This is a genomic window from Nocardia aurantiaca, assembly GCF_009708175.1.
GTDB classification, from domain to species: domain Bacteria; phylum Actinomycetota; class Actinomycetes; order Mycobacteriales; family Mycobacteriaceae; genus Nocardia; species Nocardia aurantiaca.
Genome location: NZ_WMBB01000007.1, coordinates 208,397 through 227,348, shown reverse-complemented (window position 1 = coordinate 227,348; position 18,952 = coordinate 208,397). Strand labels below are relative to the sequence as shown.

Here is an 18,952-nt window from a genome sequence, read left to right as displayed (position 1 = left end):
GTCTCCCACGCTCGCGGGAGCGAAAAGGAGGAGCGGAGGAGGGGAGAACGAGACCTTCAGGGCCGCCAACCGGCCGGAACGGGAGCGTAGGCAAATTGGACGCAGTGCCTTGCTTTTTCGCAGGGTAGAGTGCGTGCCACGTTGCACGCCGTGCTAAATCGTTGTGAATACGTTTGCATCAGCTGTCCGACAAGCCCGTTACCGGGGACAACTCCGCTGTAGTGTCGATAGGGTGCAGCGACGAATCATGGGGATCGAGACCGAATTCGGGGTGACGTGCACGTTCCACGGTCACCGTCGGTTGAGTCCTGACGAGGTGGCCCGGTATCTGTTCCGCCGGGTAGTTTCCTGGGGCCGTAGCTCGAACGTGTTCCTTCGTAATGGTGCCCGGCTCTACCTCGATGTCGGTTCCCATCCGGAGTACGCCACGGCCGAATGTGACAGCTTGGTGCAGCTGGTCACTCACGATCGGGCCGGTGAGCGGGTCCTGGAGGATCTGCTCATAGACGCCGAGCAGCGGCTCGCGGAGGAAGGTATCGGCGGCGATATCTACCTGTTCAAGAACAACACCGACTCGGCGGGCAACTCCTACGGCTGCCACGAGAACTTCCTCGTGGTGCGCGCCGGCGAGTTCTCCCGCATCTCGGATGTGCTGCTGCCGTTCCTGGTCACCCGCCAGCTGATCTGCGGTGCCGGCAAGGTCCTGCAGACGCCGAAGGCGGCGACCTTCTGCCTGTCGCAGCGGGCCGAGCACATCTGGGAGGGCGTCTCCTCGGCGACCACCCGCTCGCGGCCTATCATCAACACCCGCGACGAGCCGCACGCCGATGCCGAGAAGTACCGGCGCCTGCACGTGATCGTGGGCGACTCGAACATGAGCGAGACCACCACCATGCTCAAGGTGGGTACGGCCTCGCTGGTGCTGGAGATGATCGAGGCGGGCGTCGCGTTCCGAGATTTCGCTCTGGACAACCCGATTCGCGCCATCCGCGAGGTGTCGCACGATCTCACCGGTCGTCGCCCGGTGCGGCTGGCCGGCGGTCGGCAGGCCTCGGCGCTCGACATCCAGCGCGAGTACTACACCCGCGCCGTCGAGCATCTGCGCAACCGCGACCGCGACGCGCAGGTCGACGCCGTGGTGGATCTGTGGGGCCGCACCCTCGACGCCGTCGAGGCGCAGGACTTCGCCAAGGTGGACACCGAGATCGACTGGATCATCAAGCGCAAGCTGTTCCAGCGCTACCAGGACCGCTACAACATGGAGCTGTCCGATCCCAAGATCGCCCAGCTGGATCTGGCCTACCACGACATCAAGCGTGGCCGCGGCGTCTTCGACCTGCTCGCCCGCAAGGGTCTGGCCAAGCGGATCACCGAGGACGAGGCGGTCGACGCGGCGGTCACCACGCCGCCGCAGACCACCCGCGCCAAGCTGCGCGGCGATTTCATCACCGCCGCCCAGGAGGCGGGCCGCGACTTCACCGTCGACTGGGTCCACCTCAAGCTCAACGACCAGGCCCAGCGCACGGTGCTCTGCAAGGACCCGTTCCGCTCGGTCGACGAGCGCGTGGATCGCCTCATCGCCTCGATGTAGGAGAACCCACTCTCGGGACCCTCGAGGATTCGCCCCCGAACCCCTGAGAAACCCGGAATCCTCGCGTCGGCGGGCCGCGAACCCCACGGTTCGCGGCCCGTGCCGTGTCCGGCCCCGCCCCGTCCGGTATCTTCGGAGAACATCGGGGCGAAATAGCGACTGCCCGTGCTTCACATGCGCGACGCTCCCATTACTCTCTATCGGGTGGCGATATCCAAGGTCGAGCGGTTGATGAATCTGGTTATCGCGCTGCTGTCCACTCGGCAGTTCCTGACCGCGGAGCGCATCCGGGAGTCGGTCGCCGGGTACGAGGAGTCCGCGAGCGACGAGGCCTTCAGCCGGATGTTCGAGCGCGACAAGAACGAGCTGCGCGATCTGGGCATACCCCTGGAAATCGGTCCGGTGAGCCGGTACTCGAGCGTCGAGGGCTACCGCATCAACCGGGATGCGTACGAACTGCCCGATATCGATCTGACCAGCGAGGAAGCCGCCGCGGTCGCGGTGGCGGTGCAGCTGTGGGAGTCGCCGGAGCTGGCCGCGGCCGCGGAGGGCGGGCTGCTCAAGCTGCGCGCGGCCGGTGTTCACGTGGAACCCGACGCCGGGGTGTCGGCGGTGCCCGCGGTCCCGGCCCGCACCCGCGGCTCGGAGCCGGTGCTCGGCAAACTGCTCGCTGCCATCGACGCGGGGCGGGCGGTGACGTTCAAACACCGCCAGTCCCACGGGGATCCGGTGGAGCGCGATGTGCAGCCGTGGGGCGTGGTCACCCATCACGGCCGCTGGTATCTGGTCGGCCACGACAATGTGCGCGCCGCTCAGCGAGTGTTCCGCATCTCCCGCATCGACGAGGATGTCATCGAGTACGGCCCGGCCAATGCCGTGCACAAGCCCGAGGACCTGGACCTGCGGGCAGTGGTCGCCGATGTCACCGCTCAGACGCCGATCAGCGGCTCGGCCACGGTGTGGGTGGCCGAGGGGCGCGGTCAGGAGATCCGCCGTCTAGGACCGGTCATGGAGGAGCGGACCGTGAGCGGCCGCCCGGGTTCGATCGTGGAGGTGCCCATCCGATCCCGCGACTGGCTGGCCCGGCTCATCACCGGGCTCGGCGCGGACGCCCTGGTACTGGCACCGGAAGACCTGCGCGACAATGTGATCGCGCGCCTGAAGTCGGTGCTGGAGCGGACGGAGGTGTCGGCGTGAGCGATACCACGCCACGGAAACGCCGGGGAGACAGTGTGATCGACGGCGACAGCGCCCGCAATGGCGGAACCGGTGACGGTGCACGGGCTTCGGACGGTGCGAAGGATCGGCGGGGGAGCACGGCCACCACCAGCCGACTCTCGACCCGGCTGGCCCGGCTGCTCAACATGATTCCGTACTTCCAGGCCAATCCGGGCATCAGCGCGGCCGAGGCGGCGGCCGAACTCGGCGTGTCCACCAAGCAGCTGATGACCGACCTGAATCAGCTGTGGATGTGCGGCCTGCCCGGTTACGGACCCGGCGATCTCATCGACCTGTCCTTCTCCGAGGAGAGCATCGAGGTCACCTTCTCCGCGGGCATCGACCGCCCGCTGCGGCTCACCTCCCTGGAAGCCACCGCACTGCTGGTAGCGCTCCGTTCCATCGCGGATCTGCCCGGCATGGTGGATCCCAGCGCGGCGCACGCGGCCATCGCGAAGATCGAATCCGCCATCTCCGGACGGGAATTCGCGGGACCACTGCCGGTGCCGGTGGAGGCCCCCGCCGTGGCGACCGTCCGCTCCGCCCTGGAGCACGATCACGCCCTGCGCCTGGTCTACTACTCGGCGAGCCGGGATGTGGTGTCCGAGCGCGTCGTGGACCCGATCCGAATCGTGCTGGTGGACAACAACAGCTATCTGCAGGGATGGTGCCGCCAGGCCGAGGGCGTGCGCCTGTTCCGCCTCGACCGCATCGAGGAGGCCACCGCACTCGACGAACCGGCCCGCCCGCCCGCCGAGGCCGCCGCGGATGAGACGGCGGCCCTGGACCTGTTCGTCGACGACCCCGCGGTTCCGCTGGCGCGCTTGCGGATTCGCCCCGACTACGCCTGGGTGCTCGAGCAGTACCCGATGCACAAGGTCACCACCCACCCGGACGGCAGCGTCGAGGCCACCATGCGCTTCGCCACCCTGGACTGGATGGCGCGGCTGTTGCTCGGCTTCGGCGCCGGGGTCACCGTGCTCGGCCCGGCCGAACTGGTGACCGCGGTGCGCGAGCGCTCCGGCTCGGCCCTGGCCGCCTACGCCGGGCTCGAGGAGGTCGGTCCGGCTTGAGTTTCCGGGTGACGGTGCTGGGCGCGGGCAGCATCGGATGCTATGTCGGCGGTCGGCTCGCCGTGGCGGGAGCCGAGGTCACCTTCGTCGGCCGACCCCGCGTGGTGGAGGAGCTACGCACCTTCGGGTTGCGGCTGACCGACCTGGACGGCAATGACGGGCGGGTCGAGCCGAACGCCTTCCGCGCGGTCACCGAACCCACCGATGACGCCGATCTGGTGTTGATCACGGTGAAGTCCGCGGCCACCACCGCCGCCGCGACCGAACTGGCCGGTCTGGTGAAACCCGGCACAGTGGTGATCAGCCTGCAGAACGGCATCGGCAACGACGTGGTGCTCCGGGAGGTCCTGCCCGCCTGCGTGGTGCTGCCCGGCATGGTCATGTTCAATGTCGTCCACCGCGGCCAGGGCCGCTTCCACCGCGGCACCGCGGGCGCCGTCGATATCGCCGACGATTCGGCGCTCAACCGTTTCGGCGCGATCTTCCGCAAGTCCGGGCTCGGCTTCGAACGGCACCCCGACCTGCTGCCTATCCAGTGGGCCAAACTGCTGCTCAACCTGAACAACCCCATCAACGCGCTCTCCGGCCGCCCGCTGCGCGAGGAACTCGGCACCCGCGACTACCGCCGCTGCCTGGCCCTGGCCCAGCGCGAGGCCCTCGAGGTCATGGCGGCGGCCCGCATCCGCCCGGCCCGGCTCACACCCCTGCCGCCCGAGATGATGGCGCGACTGCTGACCATGCCGGATGGCGTCTTCCGCAGGGTTGCCGGAAAGGTGCTGGCAGTCGATCCGGTGGCCCGCTCCTCCATGGCCGACGACCTGGCCGCCGGACGCAAAACCGAAATCCCTTGGCTGTGCGGCGAAATCGTGGGTCTCGGGGCCATGGTAGGAATACCCACGCCGGTGAACCAGAAGCTGATCGATCTCGTGACAGCCGCTGAGAAGGGCGACCAGCGCACCTGGTCGGGCCCGGAATTGCTGGAACAGCTCACGAACGCCGCGCGTGACGTCGCGGCGAAAAGGGTTGACAACAAGGTTCGCCTTATGCGGGTCCGGTAGCATCGGACTCACCAGAGTCTTTGGAGGTAATGGAATGACAGGCGCCATCAGCCCGTGGCACTTGCTGATCGTCGTGCTGATCTTCTTGCTGTTCTTCGGTTCGAAGCGCATGCCCGACGCGGCCCGCAGCCTGGGTCGCTCGATGCGCATCTTCAAGACCGAGGTCAGCCAGATGCAGAACGAGGGCAAGACGGGCGAGGCCGCTCCCGAGGCCCAGGCCCAGCCGGTGCAGCCGCCGGCTCAGCTGCCGCCCGCCCAGCCGGTGCAGCCGCCCGCGTCCGCGCCGCAGCCGAACGACCAGCAGAAGGCCTGAGGCCACGATAGTCCGGGATGAGCGCCGCTCATCCCGGGTGAGGCAGTGCCCGGGGCGTGTTCACGCGCCCGCGTCTTCTTTGGCCGCAAGGCGGAGGCAGTCACACACACATGCGCATCCCGTTCGATCCCCGGCGCAGCAAGCGCCGCACGAACCCCGACGGCACCATGTCCTTGGTGGAGCACCTCTCGGAGCTCCGCAGGCGATTGCTCATCGCCCTGGCCTGGGTGGCGGTCGGAACGCTGTTCGGGTTCTTCTGGTACTCGCATTCCATCTTCGGGATCGAGAGTCTCGGTGAGATCCTGCGCGGCCCTTACTGTGATCTGCCCGCCTCCTCGCGGGCCAGCCTGAGCCCCGACGGCGCCTGCCGATTGCTCGCGACCGCGCCCTTCGAGCAGTTCACTCTGCGCCTGAAGGTCGGCACCACCGCGGGTGTGGTGGTGGCCAGCCCGTTCTGGCTGTATCAGCTGTGGGCGTTCATCACCCCCGGCCTGTACGCCAAGGAGCGCAAGTACGCGATCTCGTTCGTGGCGGCGGGCGCGGCCCTGTTCGTCGCGGGCGCGGTGCTGGCCTACTGGGTGGTCGCCCACGCGCTCAGCTTCCTGATGACCATCGGCAACAACGTGCAGATCACGGCGCTGTCCGGTGAGCAGTACTTCAGTTTCATCATCAAGCTGCTGGTCATCTTCGGCGTCAGCTTCGAAACCCCTTTGCTCATCGTGGGTTTGAACTTCCTCGGGGTGCTGACCTATCAGCGGCTCACCAAGTGGCGGCGCGGCCTGATCTTCGGCCTGTTCGTGTTCGCGGCCATCGTGACCCCACAGGACCCGATCTCCATGCTGGCGCTGGCGCTCGCGCTGACGCTGCTGTTCGAGATCGCGGTGCAGTTCGCGCGTCTGAACGACAAGCGCCGGGCCCGCAATGCCGAGAACTGGGACAAGCTCGCCGACGACGAAGCATCCCCGCTGGATACCATGCCCGGCGGCGTCGACGCCCCGACCCCGGTTCCGACGCCCGAAGCGGTGAGCGCCACACCGCTGGAGAAAACCACGCGAGGCGTGTCGGATTACTCCGATACTCTCTGAGAAGTGACATCAAGGTCGCTCACTGGCGAACTGGCGGCATTCGCCGCCGAATTGAAATTCGAGCTCGATCCGTTCCAGCGGCAGTCGTGTGAGGCGCTCGAGGGCGGGCACAGCGTGCTCGTCTGCGCGCCCACCGGCGCCGGCAAGACCGTGGTCGGCGAGTTCGCCGTCCATCTGGCCCTGGCCTCGGGCGGGAAGTGTTTCTACACCACGCCGATCAAGGCGCTGTCGAACCAGAAGTTCGCCGATCTCACCGAACGTTATGGTCGCGACACGGTCGGACTGCTGACCGGCGATCAGTCCATCAACCCCGCTGCGTCGGTGGTGGTCATGACCACCGAGGTGCTGCGCAACATGCTTTACGCGAGTTCCGATGCGCTGCGCGGACTGTCGTACGTGGTCATGGACGAGGTGCACTACCTTGCCGATCGTTTCCGCGGTGCGGTGTGGGAGGAGGTCATCCTGCACCTGCCGCCGGAGGTGCGCCTGGTCAGCCTGTCCGCCACGGTCTCCAACGCCGAGGAGTTCGGCGCGTGGATGGAGACCGTGCGCGGCGACACCGCGGTCATCGTGGACGAGACGCGGCCGGTGCCGTTGTGGCAGCACGTCATGGTCGGCAAGCGCATGTTCGACCTGTTCGACCCCAAGTCCAGTGACACCAAGGTGATCGTGGACGAGGACCTGCAGCGCTACATCAAGCACCGCGAAGCTGTCGACCGGATGGACAATTGGGCCGTGCCCGGGCGGGGGAGGGGCAGGCCGCGGGGCGCGTTCCGGCCCATGCCGCGGCCGGAGGTGATCGCGCGGCTCGACGACGAGGGACTGCTACCCGCGATCACGTTCATCTTCAGCCGCGCCGGCTGCGATGGCGCGCTAGCTCAGTGTGTGCGCTCGCGGCTGGACCTCTCGCGGGAGGACGATCGCGAGGAGATCGACGCCATCATCGACAAGCACACCGGGGACCTGCCGCGCAGCGACCTCGAGGTGCTCGGGTACTGGGAGTGGCGTGAGGCGCTGCACCGCGGGTTCGCGGCACACCACGCGGGTATGCTGCCCGCCTTCCGGCACACGGTCGAGGAGTTGTTCGTACGCGGGCTGGTGCGGGCCGTGTTCGCCACGGAGACACTGGCTCTCGGCATCAATATGCCCGCGCGGACCGTGGTGCTGGAACGGCTCGTGAAGTTCAACGGCGAGAGCCACGCCGAGCTGACACCGGGGGAGTACACCCAGCTCACCGGTCGGGCCGGGCGGCGCGGCATCGATGTCGAGGGCCATGCCGTGGTGTTGTGGCAGCCGGAGGTCGACACCAGTGCGGTGGCGGGTCTGGCCTCGACACGGACCTATCCGCTGCGGTCGTCGTTCCGGCCGGGTTACAACATGTCGATCAACCTGGTCGATCGCATGGGCGCGGTGGAGTCGCGGGCGCTGCTGGAGCGGTCCTTCGCCCAGTTCCAGGCCGACCGGTCGGTCGTGGGCCTGGTGCGGGGCATCGAACGCAATGAGGGCCAGCTGCGCAAGCTGCGCTCGCAGCTCGGCGACGAGAGCTTCTTCGAATACATCCAGCTGCGCGAACGCATCCGGGAACGCGAACGCCACCTGGAACGCCAGGGTCGCACCGACCGTCGGCAGGCGGCGGTGGCGGCGCTCACCGCGCTGCGGCGCGGCGATGTGGTGGTGATCCCGTCGGGCCGCCGTCAGGGACTGGCCGTAATCCTGGAACCCGACGCGACACCGGGTGATCCGCGTCCGCTGGTGCTCACCGAGGACAAGTGGGCGGGCCGCGTCTCGGCCGCCGACTTCCCGACTCCGGCCGAATCGCTGGGCCGGCTGCGGCTGCCCAAGCATGTGGACCACCGCACCGCGCGGGTGCGCCGGGACCTGGCTTCGGCGCTGCGCTCCACCGGTATCACCGCGGCCCGGCGCGGGCGGCACGGTGGCAAGTCCAAGGCCGCCGACGACCGCGAACTGCAGACCCTGCGGCGGGCGCTGCGCAACCACCCGGCGCACTCGCGGCCCGATCGAGAGCAGCTGGCGCGCATCGGTGAACGTTACAACCGGGTCGAGCGCGAGACCGAGCACCTGCGTCAGCAGGTGGCGGCCACCACCAACTCCCTCGCGCGTACCTTCGATCGCATCCTCGGGCTGCTCGAGGAGCGCGGCTACGTCGAGAACGGCGAGGTGACCCAGGACGGCCGCCGCCTCGCTCGCATCTACGCCGAAGCGGATCTGGTTGTGGCCGAAAGCCTTCGGCAGGGATTGTGGCGCGGGCTCGGCCCGGCCGAGCTGGCCGCGGTGGTGTCGATCCTGGTGTACGAGTCCCGTCAGGAGGGCGGCTACCTGGGTGCTTCGGGACCGACCGCGCCCATCCGCCGGGCCGTCGACGCCACCATCGGGGTGTGGTCGCAGCTGCGCTCGGATGAGGCGCGGCATCGGGTGCAGCCCACCCGCGAACCCGACCTCGGGTTCGTCACGGGCGTCTACACCTGGGCCCGCGGCGACGACCTCGCTGATGCCCTGCTCGCCAGCGGTGATCGCGGAAACCCGCTCTCCGCAGGCGATTTCGTGCGCTGGTGCCGTCAGGTCATCGATCTGCTGGACCAGATTCACAACACCGCCGACGACGTCGAGGTGGCGGCCACCGCGAACAAGGCGGTGCGGGCCATCCGCCGGGGTGTCGTAGCCGTGGACGCGGCGTAGTAGATACGACTGTGCTTTGATTCTTGGATGTACCGACCGCAGTGGGAATACGAGCGTGTTCCCGCTCGGGGGGCTAGCGTGAGTACAACGGATTGCTATTGGAGGCAAGCAGATGAGCGGCCCGTACGGACCGAATGACGCCCCTGGCCAAGGGGGAGGCAACGATCCGACGCTGCAGTGGGGCGGCCAGCAGCCCGCACCCGGCGCCGGACCGACTCAGCAGTGGGGTGGCCAGCAGCCGGCCCAGCCGACCACGCAGTGGGGCGACCCGTCGCAACAGCAGCAGCCGGCCCAGCCGTGGGGGCAGAGTCAGCCGCAGCAGCCCTGGGGGCAGTCGCAGCCGCAGCAACCCGTGCAGCAATCGTGGGGGCAGAGTCAGCCGCAGTGGCAGCAGCCGCAGGGTGGCCAGCAGTGGGGGCAGTCGCAGCCGCAGTGGCCGCAGCAGGGTCAGCCCGGGCAGCAGGACTGGAACCAGGCGGGTCAGCAGTGGCCGCAGGCCCAGCAGCCGGCCCCCGGCAAGAAGAAGACCGGTCTGATCATCGGGATCGTGGCCGCCGTCGTGGTGGTCCTGGCCGCGGCCGGCGGCGGCCTGGCCTGGCTGCTGAGCAAGGACCAGTTGGACAACAAGGCCGTACAGTCCGGGGTGCAGAAGGTGCTCAAGGACTCCTACGGGATCGACGACGTCCAGGATGTGAGCTGCCCGTCGGGCCAGAAGGTCGAGGTCGACAAGACCTTCGACTGCACTCTCAAGGTGGGTGGCGAGAGCAAGAAGGTCACCATCAAGATCACCAAGGATGACGGCACCTACGAGGTCGGCCGCCCGAGCTGAATCCTTTTCGGGCACTCGTTTCGGGGCACATGTGTCGGGCCCGGGCGTGATCGGAAGATCGCGTCCGGGCCTTCGCGTTTGCCGGGGGTTGGCTAATCGCTCGAGACGGGTACAGTGGGTCGAAATTCTCTGGCTGATCGAGATCTGGGGGAATCGTGAATCCGACTGTTCGAATCGTGGGCTGGACCGCGACCGTGGTGGCTGTGACATGTGCCGGGCTGGCGTCCGCGCCGTTCGCGGGGGCCGACGCAACGGCTCCGGCAGTCAACGATTGCCTCACCAATCAGGCCGAGGTGCAGCCTGCCGACATGTTGCTGGCCTGCGGCGACGGCGGGCTCAGCGTTCGCGACATCACCTGGAGCAGTTGGGGTCGCGATAGCGCCGAGGGTGACGGCACCGAGCATCGGCGGGTGTGCCAGCCGAGCTGCGCGGCCGGCCGCACCGCCACCGCGACCACCCATATCACCCTGCGCAAGCCGCAGGACGGTTACTTCACCGAGGCCGCCATCACCGATCTGGACGGCAAGCCCGAAACCTGGCCGGTAAGCCCGCCGCGGCGCTGATCAGCGCTCGGCCAGGGCGGTGACGAGCCGCTTGACCGGGCTCTCGGCGTTGTAGCCGGCGGCCAGTCGGGCGAGCCGATCCGGGTCCGCGGGAGTGAAGGGCAACAGGTCCGCGCCGGAGTATTCGACGTCCGCGTCGCGGACCACCCGGACGACCTGGGCCGCGGCCTTCAAATAGTCATCGGCGACAACGAGTTTCGCGCGCACGCTCTTGGCGAGATCGGACTCCGGGTCGGTGGCCGCGGCGCGCAGGGCCTCCACCGAACCGAATCGGGCGATGAGCTGGGCGGCGGATTTGTCACCGATGCCCGCCACCCCCGGCAGACCGTCGGAGGCGTCGCCGCGCAGAGTGGCCATATCGGCGTATGCGGATCCCGCGATCTCTTCCGGCACACCGTATTTGGCGGCAACCTCGGCGGGCCCCCACAGCTCGGCCTTGGCCAGACCGCGGCCGACGTAGAACACCCGCACCGGGGGAGCCGGGGTGTCGCGCACCAGCTGCAGCAGATCGCGGTCACCGCTGACGACGATCACCTCGTCCGCGCTCTCCCGGGTGGCCAGCGTGCCGATCACGTCGTCGGCCTCGAGCCCCTCGGCTCCGGCCGTCGCGATCCCGGCGGCCTCGAGCACCTCCATGATCATGTCGACCTGCGGCGTGAGCGCATCCGGCACCTCCTCGGCCACCACCCCGGCGGCTGCCGCACCCGCACCCCCCGCCACGCGATGCGCCTTGTAGGACGGCAGCAGATCCACCCGGAACCGCGGCCGCCAATCCAGATCCAGGCACACCACCAGTCGACTCGGCGAATGCCGCCTGACCAGCGCCGCGACCATGTCGGTGAACCCGCGCAGCGCATTCACCGGCCGCCCGTCGGGCGCGGTGATCTTCTCCGGGATCGCATGGAACGCCCGGAACCACAGACTGGCCCCATCGAGCAGCAGCAGCGGACCGGCGGCAGGGGTGCTCATAGCGCTCGACCCTACCGGGCACGGCCGACAGGTCGGCGCACAGCGACCGGGGGAGTCGGGGCGCAGCGGGATCCACACATTGGCGTCTCGGATCCGGCCGAGTGGGCATCGACATCACCGCGCGGCGTCGCGGGGGCGACGCCGGGCCGCCGTCGCGTGCTGTCCGTCCGGTCGGTGGCCGAAATGGTCCAACCCGGAGGAGAGTCGCAGATATGCGACGCATGGACCCACCGAGACTCTGGCCTGCTCCTACGGCAGTCCGGGCCGGGGCGGTGAGGCTCGGGACTTCTGCTCCGCGCCTGGCCCGCGTGTGCGCCGTGGAATCGCCCGGTGGTGCCGCTGGTGGGGCTCGCCGGCGTGGATGGGGCCACAGACGGCGCGGCGGTGTGGCGAAAGATGATGGGCAGCAACGGGGTCGGATCGGGACGTGCCGGTGGTGAGGGCGCGAGGGGTGCGAAGTTGGTCGGTGGCTGGAGGGTGGCGGGGTTGGGGAGTAGCGTCGGTGGGCATGAGCTCTCATGACGAGTCACGGTTCGCGGCGGAGGTCTACGGGGCGCGGTTGGAGCGGGCGGCACTGTTGGCGCGCAATGCTCATCTGGACGCGCTGCTCATCACGCCGGGTCCGGACCTGCGGTTCCTGATGGGATCGCGGGCGCAGTCCTTCGAGCGGCTGACGTGTTTGGTGATCCCGGCCAGCGGGGAGACGCCGTCGGTGGTGATCCCGAAGCTGGAGCTGGCCTCGCTGAAGGGGTCGGCGGCCGGTGAACTGGGGCTGCAGATCGTGGACTGGGTGGACGGGGTGGACCCGTATCGCATTGTCAGGAACGTGCTCAATGCCGGTGCGCGCGTGGCGGTCGCCGATGTCATGCCCGCCCTGCATCTGCTGCCCATCGCCGATCAGCTTGGCTCGCTACCGGTTTCGGCCACCCCGCTGCTTCGGGAACTGCGAATGCTGAAGGATCCCACCGAGATCGAGGCTTTGCGCCGCGCCGGCGCGGCCATCGATCGGGTGCACGCCCGCATGAGCGAGTTCCTGCGCCCAGGCCGCACCGAGGCCGAGGTGGGCGCGGATATCGCCGCCGCCATTGTCGAGGAGGGCCACACCGAGGCCGATTTCGTCATCGTGGGCAGCGGCCCGCACGGCGCGGACCCCCACCACATGGTGTCGGACCGGGTGATCGAGCCAGGTGACGTGGTGGTCGTCGATATCGGTGGCCCGGTCGAGCCCGGCTACTTCTCCGACTCCACCCGCACCTACGTGCTCGGCGAGCCGAGTGAGGAAGTGGCCGCGCAGTTCGCGGAACTGGAACGCGCCCAGGCCGCCGCGGTGGCCGCCGTGCGTCCGGGTGTCACCGCCGCATCCATCGATGCCGCCGCCCGTGATGTGCTGGCCGCGGCCGATCTCGCCGACCACTTCGTGCACCGGACCGGCCACGGCATCGGCCTGTCCGTGCATGAGGAGCCCTACATCGTGGCGGGTAATGACCTGGTGCTGGAGGCGGGTATGGCCTTCAGCATCGAGCCGGGCATCTACTTCCCGGGAAGCTGGGGGGCACGCATCGAGGACATCGTCATCGTCACCGAGGACGGCTGCGAGTCGATGAACAAGCGTCCGCACGGACTCACCCGCCTACCGGATTTGGGGTAACCGCGACCACCGCGGGCGCACCGGCCGCCGCGTTTCCATCCTCTCGTCCGCACTCGAGAGGGGACGTTCCGTGTGCCGGAAGGTTAATCGGTCGCCCCGATCCAGGCCGCGCCGGGATCGGGCGCCGAGGTCAGTGGCCCGCGGCGGGGACGTCGCCCTTGAAGACGCTGCTGGCCATGACACGCCGCACCTGGATGGCGATGACGACGCGGGTCGGGTTCTCGCGCGGCCGGCGGTAGCGACCGGCGTAGCGCTCGACGGCATCGGCTACCGAGTCCGGGTCGTCGAGCACCGTGGCCGGGCCCTCGAGGGTTATCCAGCGCGGGCCGTCGACCTGGCTCACCGCCGCATAGCCGGAGCGCCGCACATTGTTGACCTTGACCGAGCCGTCATTGGTGATGATGCGCGCGATCCCCGCCTCGGGATCCCAGGTGAACCCGACCGCGACCACGTGCGGAGTGCCATCGGCGCGCAGGGTGGAGAGGGTGGCCAGGTGGCGCTCGGTGACGAAGTCGGCGGCGGCGGGGGACAGTTCGGGGCGTGCGGCGGTGCTGGTCATGACCCGACGCTAGCAATCCGGACTCGGGCGCACCGAACAGCGGTGCCCGGGTGGCAAACTGTGGGCCATGGGTTTCGGATCGCGGGACGTCGACAAGGGCGTCGTGCTGGTGCTGGGCGGGCGCAGTGAGATCGGGCTGGAGGTGGCCCGACGGCTGTCGCCCGGCCGGGTGGTGATTCTGGCGGCGCGCCGCAGTGACCAGCTACAGGAGCAGACGAAGGAGTTACTGATCGCCGAGGCGGCGGCGGTGCACTGCGTGGAGTTCGACGCCGACGATATGGCGTCGCATCAGCCGTTGTTGGAGAAGATCATCGCCGAGCACGGGCGTATCGGTGTGGCGGTGGTCGCGTTCGGGATCCTGGGGGATCAGGCTCGGGCGGAAAAGGATCCGGCGCACGCGGTCGAGATCGTGGAGACCGACTTCGTCGCCCAGGTGAGCGTCCTCACCAGTCTGGCGAATCTGCTGCGCGAGCAGGGCGACGGTCAGATCGTGGTGTTCAGTTCCATCGCGGGTGTGCGGGTACGGCGTGCGAACTACGTGTACGGTGCGGCCAAGACCGGCCTCGACGGATTCGCGACCGGGTTGCAGATGGCCTTGCACGGCAGCGGAGTTCACCTCCTCATGGTGCGATCCGGATTCGTCATCGGGCGGATGACGGCCGGTATGGAACCCGCCCCGCTATCGAGCACACCCGATCAGGTGGCCGACGCCGTGGTGTCGGGGCTGTACCGGCGGGTGCGGGATGTGGCGGTGCCGCGGCGGATTCGCCTGCTGTTCCTGGCCATGCGCTATGTGCCGTACTCGGTCTGGCGCCGGATGCCGCGATGAACGCAACCCCACTGTCGTCGGCGCCGATTCCGGTGATCGGGATCGGGGCCGACGGCTGGGACGGCCTGGGCGGCGTGGCGCGGCGCGAGATCGCCGCGTGCGAGGTATTGCTCGGCTCCGCACGGCAATTGGCGTTGATTCCCCTGGATGAGACCAGGGCCGAGCGGGTGCCGTGGCCCTCGCCGCTGGTGCCCGCGTTGACCGGGCTGCTGGAACGGTATGCGGGGCGTCGGCTCGGTGTGCTGGCCAGCGGTGACCCGATGTACTTCGGTATCGGCGTGACCTTGACGAAACTGGTTGGGGCGCATGCCCTGCGGGTGCTGCCGCAGCCGTCGTCCGCATCGCTGGCGTGTGCGCGGCTGGGGTGGGCGCTCAATGAGACACCGGTGGTGAGCGCGGTCGGGCGGCGGGTGGAGACGGTCCTTCCGGAATTGTCGGACGGGCGCAGGGTTCTCATGCTGAGCTCCGACGAGCACACGCCGATCCGGATCGCGGAACTGCTGGCGCGCAATGGTTTCGGCGCGTCGGCTCTCACCGTTCTGGAACAGCTCGGTGGGCCGGACGAGCGGATCGTGCACGGCATTGCCGCGCACTGGGATCACCCGGCCGGGGATGCCTTGAACATCGTGGCCATCGACTGTGCCGCGGATCCGGCATCGCAGCGTCTGACGCGAATTCCGGGGCTGCCCGACGAGGTCTACGGCGGTGACGGTCAGCTCACTAAGTCCGAGGTGCGCGCGCTGACTTTGTCGGCGCTCGCGCCCGCGCCGGGGGAGCTGCTGTGGGATGTCGGCGGCGGTTCGGGCACCATCGCCATCGAGTGGTGCCGCACCGATCCGGCCTGCCGCGCGATCGCCTTCGAGCGAATGGAGAGTCGCCGCAAGCAGATTGCCGACAATGCGACGGCGTTGGGTGTGCCTGCCGTCGACGTGCGCGGCGTGGCCCCCGAGTCGTTCGCGGAGTTGCCCGCACCGGATGCGATCTTCATCGGTGGCGGCCTCACCCAGGACGGCATGTTCGATGCCTGCTGGGGACGGCTGCGTCCCGGTGGGCGTCTGGTCGCGAGCGCGGTGACCGCGGAGTCCGATGCGCTGCTGCTGCACCTGGCCGACCATCACGGTGGCGCGTTGCGCCGCTTCCAGGTGTACCGGGCCGAGCCGTTGGGCGGGTTCACCGCCTGGCGTCCACAGCTGCCGGTCACTCAGTGGTCGGTCGTGAAACCCGCTGCGGCGGAAAATTAGTCATACGGCGGCAGCGCGAGCGGACCGGGTTCGAACACGGTCACGAGCACGACGAGGTTGCCGTACGGCGCGTTCCCATTGGCCATTCGGTGCGCGGCCCGCGCGAGCGACATCCGCCACCGGTACTTGGCCTCGATCTCGGCCTGCACCCATGGCACGAAGGCGCCGGTGCTCACCAGCCGGGCGTGTCCCTGCAACTGCCGGGAGCCGAGTTTCGGATTGCCGCGCCAGTCGCCGGGCTGCACCAGCACTCGGCCGTCCTGGGCGAGTTGCTCTGCCTCGGCGGAGAATGAGGAGACCCGGAAGGCGAGACCGTTGTCGCCGATGGGAACCACCAGCCGTGCCGCGGTGGCCAGCTGCCGTGGTCCGGTGGCTCTGGTCACCAGAACCGTTTTCGCCTCCTGCCACACGGCGGCCGGTCCCGAGTAGCGGCCGCCGTGTAGTGCCGAAGCCGCCGCCGGTCGGGCGAACTGGGTCCGGGCGGCTGCCGGGTCGATCATCATGTCGGTCATCGCCTTCGATCCTTCCGTGCCGAATTCCACTGCCGGGCTCGGTGTCGGGCGCGAAGCGAAGCGGTGACCGACACCGCACACAGCGTTTGCCGTGTATTCGCTCATCAGGCGGCGACCGTCTCACTGTGGGGCAGCCCGGCAGTGTGGCGCAAGCGCGACACGCGAGGCGGCTCCTCGAGTTTCGCCTCATGGCGCCTGTGGGCCACCCTGCCCCAACGCTTCTCGACCAGGTCGAGCCCGTCCCCATCGATAGTCCAGTCGTTTCGGGATTCTGGCAACGACACTGGTCAGAGGCGTTGGGCTCGTAGCCGGAAAATCGCCGGACGCGGCCGTCGATGTATGTGGCGGCCGGCGAGGCGGTGGCTGTCGCGGCGGCCGAGGCGTGGCTGCCGGAGCATCCGGCGTGGCTCGACAATCTGGCGGCCCGGCCGGAGACCGTGATGCAGGTCGGTGGACAGGTTCGCGCGGTGCGGGCGCGGGCGGCGAATCCGGACGAACGGGAGCGGTTGTGGGCGGAGTTGGTGGCCGTGGTGCCGGATTTCGCGTTCTGCCCACAGCATGCGGGCGGGTCATCCCGATGGTGGTTCTCGAACCGCGATGACGACTTCGCCATGTCGCGAACTCGGCTCATGTGGGGCGAGGTAGTCCGACCGCCGCGATTTCGAGCAGGGCAGTCGCGGCTTCGCCACCGACATCCGCCTGGTCTTCACCCGCGCGTGGGTTTCGAGCGCGCCGAAGTGACCGTGCCGGTGCGGGTTTGGCACGGCGAGGTCGACGGCAATTGCCGCCGACGATGCTCCGCGTCCGTCCGGGGCGCCCACGTGCACGTCGTGCCCAACCGGGGCCACCTGCTCGTCATCGACGGTCCCGCGGAAATCCCGGCCTCGCTCCGAATCGATCAGTCCCGACCGGAGTCAGCCGAGAGCGTGGGCGGTGGTGTAGCCGAGCAACGCCGCGCCGAGCCCGGCGACGAGGCTGACGGCGACATTGAGCGTCGCGTAGAGGTAGGCGCGTTGTTCGGCCAGCCGCACGGTTTCATAGCCGAAGGTGCTGTACGTGGTGAGCGCGCCACAGAATCCCGTGCCGATGAGCGCGTAGGTGGGCGAGGAGACCGCGGCGCCGGAGAGCGCGCCGAGGATGAGGCAGCCGGTGAGATTGACGGTGAGGGTGCCCCACGGGAAGACACTGTCGTGGCGAGTCTGGATGGCGCGGTCGGTGAGGTAGCGCATCGGAGCGCCGATCATCGCGCCGAGGATGACGAGCAGCGGGGTCATGCGGAAACCTCCCGGGCTCGGGTGATCCGGTGGGAGTACACGGCGCGGGTCACGCGCAGCGCCAGCAGTGTGGCCAGCAGGGCGCAGACCAGCGTGGCGGCCATGTAGAGGAATGCCGTTGCGACGGTGCCCGGTTGGATCAGACCTCGGGTTTCGTTGGCGTAGGTGGAGAAGGTGGTGAATCCGCCGAGGATGCCGACACCGAGGAACGGGCGCACCAGCGGGTGCGCGGTGACGATCTCGGTCACGACCACCATCAGCACACCGATGAGGAAGCAGCCGATCACATTGGTGGCGAAGGTGGTCCAGGGAAATCCGGCAGCCGGCGTCGGCCACGCCAGCGCGAGACCGTACCGCGCCAGCGCGCCGACCGCGCCGCCGATCGAGACGACGGCCAGGGTCGCGCCGGGCGACCGCAGCAGTTCCTGCCGTTGCTCGGGTCGGTGCAGATCGATATCCGAGTCGACCGGTTCGATCATCTCGATGTCGTCGGTCGAGTCCAGGTCACCGGTCACACAGTTCTCCTACTCCAGCGCACCCGAGAGGTGTCGAGGTGGGGTAGGGACTGTTGGCGGCCGATTCGCCGCAGTTGTTCCGTGAGTCCGGAGCGGCGAGCCCCACCGCCGCAATATCGGTCAGGGTAACGAGAACACGGCGGTGTGCGCTCACGATGTGGGTGAGATCACCAGCGCGCGGTGACGCTCAAGGCTGTTCGCCGATATCGCCGATGACCTGATTGAGATGGGCGCGGCCGTCGTCGAGTTGGTAGGTGACACCGGCGATCGCGCAGCGGCCGGCCTCGACGGCCTGGGAGATGATCAGGGAGCGCTCCATGAGCACGCGGCTGGTCTCGGCCACGTGGCGGGCCTCGAGTTCGTCGACGGTGCTCAGACCCTCGCGGCGGCCGAGCAGAATCGACGGGGTAACGCGCTCGACGACGCTGCGGATGAACCCTCCGGGGACGGCGCCGCCGTCGAGGGCGTCGAGGGTGGCCTTGACCGCGCCGCAGCTGTCGTGTCCGAGGACCACGATCAGCGGAACGTTGAGCACGTGTACGCCGTATTCGATGGAGCCGAGGACCGAGCTGTCGATGACGTGCCCGGCGGTGCGGACCACGAACATGTCGCCGAGGCCCTGATCGAAGATGATCTCGGCGGCGACCCGGGAATCGCCGCATCCGAAGAGGATGGCGGTCGGGTGCTGTCCGCCGACGAGCTCGGCGCGATGCCCGGCGCCCTGACTGGGGTGGACCTGGGAGCCCCGCACAAAACGCTCGTTGCCTTCGCGAAGGGATTTCCACGCGCTGATCGGATTGGAGTGCGGCATATGCCCGATTTTGCACCTCGATGATCGAGTGCTTCACATCGCCCCCGCGGTCGTGGGTTCCGGTCCGCGAGCAATGGGCGTCTGGTTGCTCGTCTATTCCCGTGCGCAACACAGGGATTCATGACATCGCACGACTGCGGGCAATGCCGCGAGCTATGGGCGACATT

18 protein-coding genes and 1 pseudogene are annotated in these 18,952 nt (G+C 68.6%); 13 read left to right on the top strand and 6 right to left on the bottom strand.

All coding sequences use genetic code 11. From position 1 onward, the window contains the following. Positions 1–232: 232 nt before the first annotated feature. The 9 genes from pafA to GLP40_RS16630 all read left to right on the top strand — a co-directional run bounded on the left by pafA (position 233) and on the right by GLP40_RS16630 (position 10,427). Entirely contained in the window at positions 233–1,591 is a 1,359-nt protein-coding gene (gene pafA / locus GLP40_RS16670; RefSeq protein WP_328290249.1) for a Pup--protein ligase, read from the top strand. 204 nt (positions 1,592–1,795) lie between these two features. After that, on the top strand, positions 1,796–2,788 hold the full coding sequence (locus GLP40_RS16665) for a helix-turn-helix transcriptional regulator (RefSeq protein ID WP_328290248.1): 993 nt from the start codon (positions 1,796–1,798) through the stop codon (positions 2,786–2,788). A 167-nt stretch (positions 2,789–2,955) separates the two neighbouring features. After that, positions 2,956–3,882 (top strand): helix-turn-helix transcriptional regulator, encoded by a 927-nt coding sequence (locus GLP40_RS16660; RefSeq protein ID WP_154789034.1) that lies wholly within the window; start codon positions 2,956–2,958, stop codon positions 3,880–3,882. Further along, positions 3,879–4,940, top strand: coding sequence for a 2-dehydropantoate 2-reductase (locus tag GLP40_RS16655; protein WP_154788834.1), 1,062 nt, complete (start codon positions 3,879–3,881; stop codon positions 4,938–4,940). The genes GLP40_RS16660 and GLP40_RS16655 overlap by 4 nt, the downstream gene beginning before the upstream one ends. A 34-nt stretch (positions 4,941–4,974) precedes the next feature. Continuing rightward, positions 4,975–5,253, top strand: a complete 279-nt coding sequence (gene tatA, locus GLP40_RS16650) for a Sec-independent protein translocase subunit TatA (RefSeq protein ID WP_154788833.1) — start codon at positions 4,975–4,977, stop codon at positions 5,251–5,253. Positions 5,254–5,363: 110 nt separating this feature from the next. Further along, a complete protein-coding gene (gene tatC / locus GLP40_RS16645; RefSeq protein ID WP_154788832.1) occupies positions 5,364–6,338 on the top strand; it encodes a twin-arginine translocase subunit TatC in 975 nt (324 codons plus the stop codon). 3 nt (positions 6,339–6,341) lie between these two features. Further along, complete coding sequence (locus tag GLP40_RS16640) at positions 6,342–9,035, top strand: DEAD/DEAH box helicase (RefSeq protein WP_328290247.1); 2,694 nt, start codon at positions 6,342–6,344, stop codon at positions 9,033–9,035. 112 nt (positions 9,036–9,147) lie between these two features. After that, positions 9,148–9,864 carry a DUF4333 domain-containing protein gene (locus tag GLP40_RS16635; protein ID WP_154788831.1) on the top strand — a complete coding sequence of 239 codons (717 nt, stop codon included), beginning with the start codon at positions 9,148–9,150 and terminating at the stop codon, positions 9,862–9,864. Between the two features lie 155 nt (positions 9,865–10,019). Then, positions 10,020–10,427, top strand: a complete 408-nt coding sequence (locus tag GLP40_RS16630; protein WP_154788830.1) for a hypothetical protein — start codon at positions 10,020–10,022, stop codon at positions 10,425–10,427. Here the strand turns inward: GLP40_RS16630 and GLP40_RS16625 are convergent, their stop codons facing one another. Next, positions 10,428–11,396: a 5'-3' exonuclease gene (locus GLP40_RS16625; RefSeq protein ID WP_154788829.1), complete on the bottom strand. Its 969-nt coding sequence runs from the start codon at positions 11,394–11,396 to the stop codon at positions 10,428–10,430. A 508-nt stretch (positions 11,397–11,904) separates the two neighbouring features. On the opposite strand from GLP40_RS16625, the gene GLP40_RS16620 reads away from it, so the two are divergent. After that, positions 11,905–13,044 carry a M24 family metallopeptidase gene (locus GLP40_RS16620; RefSeq protein ID WP_154788828.1) on the top strand — a complete coding sequence of 380 codons (1,140 nt, stop codon included), beginning with the start codon at positions 11,905–11,907 and terminating at the stop codon, positions 13,042–13,044. Between the two features lie 130 nt (positions 13,045–13,174). Here the strand turns inward: GLP40_RS16620 and GLP40_RS16615 are convergent, their stop codons facing one another. Beyond that, positions 13,175–13,603 (bottom strand): PPOX class F420-dependent oxidoreductase, encoded by a 429-nt coding sequence (locus tag GLP40_RS16615; RefSeq protein WP_154788827.1) that lies wholly within the window; start codon positions 13,601–13,603, stop codon positions 13,175–13,177. Positions 13,604–13,670: 67 nt separating this feature from the next. Between GLP40_RS16615 and GLP40_RS16610 the strand changes: the two genes are divergently transcribed. Beyond that, positions 13,671–14,432 (top strand): SDR family NAD(P)-dependent oxidoreductase, encoded by a 762-nt coding sequence (locus tag GLP40_RS16610; RefSeq protein WP_154788826.1) that lies wholly within the window; start codon positions 13,671–13,673, stop codon positions 14,430–14,432. Then, a complete protein-coding gene (cbiE, locus tag GLP40_RS16605; protein WP_154788825.1) occupies positions 14,429–15,673 on the top strand; it encodes a precorrin-6y C5,15-methyltransferase (decarboxylating) subunit CbiE in 1,245 nt (414 codons plus the stop codon). Before GLP40_RS16610 ends, cbiE begins: the two co-directional genes overlap by 4 nt. On the opposite strand, the gene GLP40_RS16600 is transcribed toward cbiE, so the two are convergent. Then, on the bottom strand, positions 15,670–16,185 hold the full coding sequence (locus GLP40_RS16600) for a hypothetical protein (RefSeq protein ID WP_154788824.1): 516 nt from the start codon (positions 16,183–16,185) through the stop codon (positions 15,670–15,672). The two genes, cbiE and GLP40_RS16600, sit on opposite strands and share 4 nt — an antisense overlap. 329 nt (positions 16,186–16,514) lie before the next feature. Between GLP40_RS16600 and GLP40_RS35095 the strand changes: the two are divergent. Continuing rightward, positions 16,515–16,718, top strand: a pseudogene (locus GLP40_RS35095) (nitroreductase/quinone reductase family protein); the annotation flags it as partial. Positions 16,719–17,099: 381 nt separating this feature from the next. On the opposite strand, the gene crcB (GLP40_RS16590) reads toward GLP40_RS35095, so the two are convergent. From crcB (GLP40_RS16590) to GLP40_RS16580, 3 genes are all read right to left on the bottom strand, one after another. Then, positions 17,100–17,459, bottom strand: a complete 360-nt coding sequence (crcB, locus tag GLP40_RS16590) for a fluoride efflux transporter CrcB (protein WP_154788823.1) — start codon at positions 17,457–17,459, stop codon at positions 17,100–17,102. Next, complete coding sequence (crcB, locus tag GLP40_RS16585; RefSeq protein WP_328290246.1) at positions 17,456–17,974, bottom strand: fluoride efflux transporter CrcB; 519 nt, start codon at positions 17,972–17,974, stop codon at positions 17,456–17,458. Before crcB (GLP40_RS16585) ends, crcB (GLP40_RS16590) begins: the two co-directional genes overlap by 4 nt. 187 nt (positions 17,975–18,161) lie before the next feature. Next, the gene (locus tag GLP40_RS16580) at positions 18,162–18,785 is read right to left on the bottom strand and encodes a carbonic anhydrase (RefSeq protein ID WP_154788822.1); all 624 of its coding nucleotides are present in this window, start codon (positions 18,783–18,785) and stop codon (positions 18,162–18,164) included. Positions 18,786–18,952 lie beyond the last annotated feature (167 nt).

What these genes read in the sequence shown, in the direction of transcription:
- GLP40_RS16660 (WP_154789034.1), top strand. Translation starts at nt 2,956, where the DNA reads ATGATTCCGTACTTCCAGGCCAATCCGGGCATCAGCGCGGCCGAGGCG.
- tatA (WP_154788833.1), top strand. Translation starts at nt 4,975, where the DNA reads ATGACAGGCGCCATCAGCCCGTGGCACTTGCTGATCGTCGTGCTGATC.
- tatC (WP_154788832.1), top strand. Translation starts at nt 5,364, where the DNA reads ATGCGCATCCCGTTCGATCCCCGGCGCAGCAAGCGCCGCACGAACCCC.
- GLP40_RS16635 (WP_154788831.1), top strand. Translation starts at nt 9,148, where the DNA reads ATGAGCGGCCCGTACGGACCGAATGACGCCCCTGGCCAAGGGGGAGGC.
- GLP40_RS16625 (WP_154788829.1), bottom strand. Translation starts at nt 11,396, where the DNA reads ATGAGCACCCCTGCCGCCGGTCCGCTGCTGCTGCTCGATGGGGCCAGT.
- GLP40_RS16620 (WP_154788828.1), top strand. Translation starts at nt 11,905, where the DNA reads ATGAGCTCTCATGACGAGTCACGGTTCGCGGCGGAGGTCTACGGGGCG.
- GLP40_RS16615 (WP_154788827.1), bottom strand. Translation starts at nt 13,603, where the DNA reads ATGACCAGCACCGCCGCACGCCCCGAACTGTCCCCCGCCGCCGCCGAC.
- GLP40_RS16610 (WP_154788826.1), top strand. Translation starts at nt 13,671, where the DNA reads ATGGGTTTCGGATCGCGGGACGTCGACAAGGGCGTCGTGCTGGTGCTG.
- cbiE (WP_154788825.1), top strand. Translation starts at nt 14,429, where the DNA reads ATGAACGCAACCCCACTGTCGTCGGCGCCGATTCCGGTGATCGGGATC.
- GLP40_RS16600 (WP_154788824.1), bottom strand. Translation starts at nt 16,185, where the DNA reads ATGACCGACATGATGATCGACCCGGCAGCCGCCCGGACCCAGTTCGCC.
- crcB (WP_154788823.1), bottom strand. Translation starts at nt 17,459, where the DNA reads ATGACCCCGCTGCTCGTCATCCTCGGCGCGATGATCGGCGCTCCGATG.
- GLP40_RS16580 (WP_154788822.1), bottom strand. Translation starts at nt 18,785, where the DNA reads ATGCCGCACTCCAATCCGATCAGCGCGTGGAAATCCCTTCGCGAAGGC.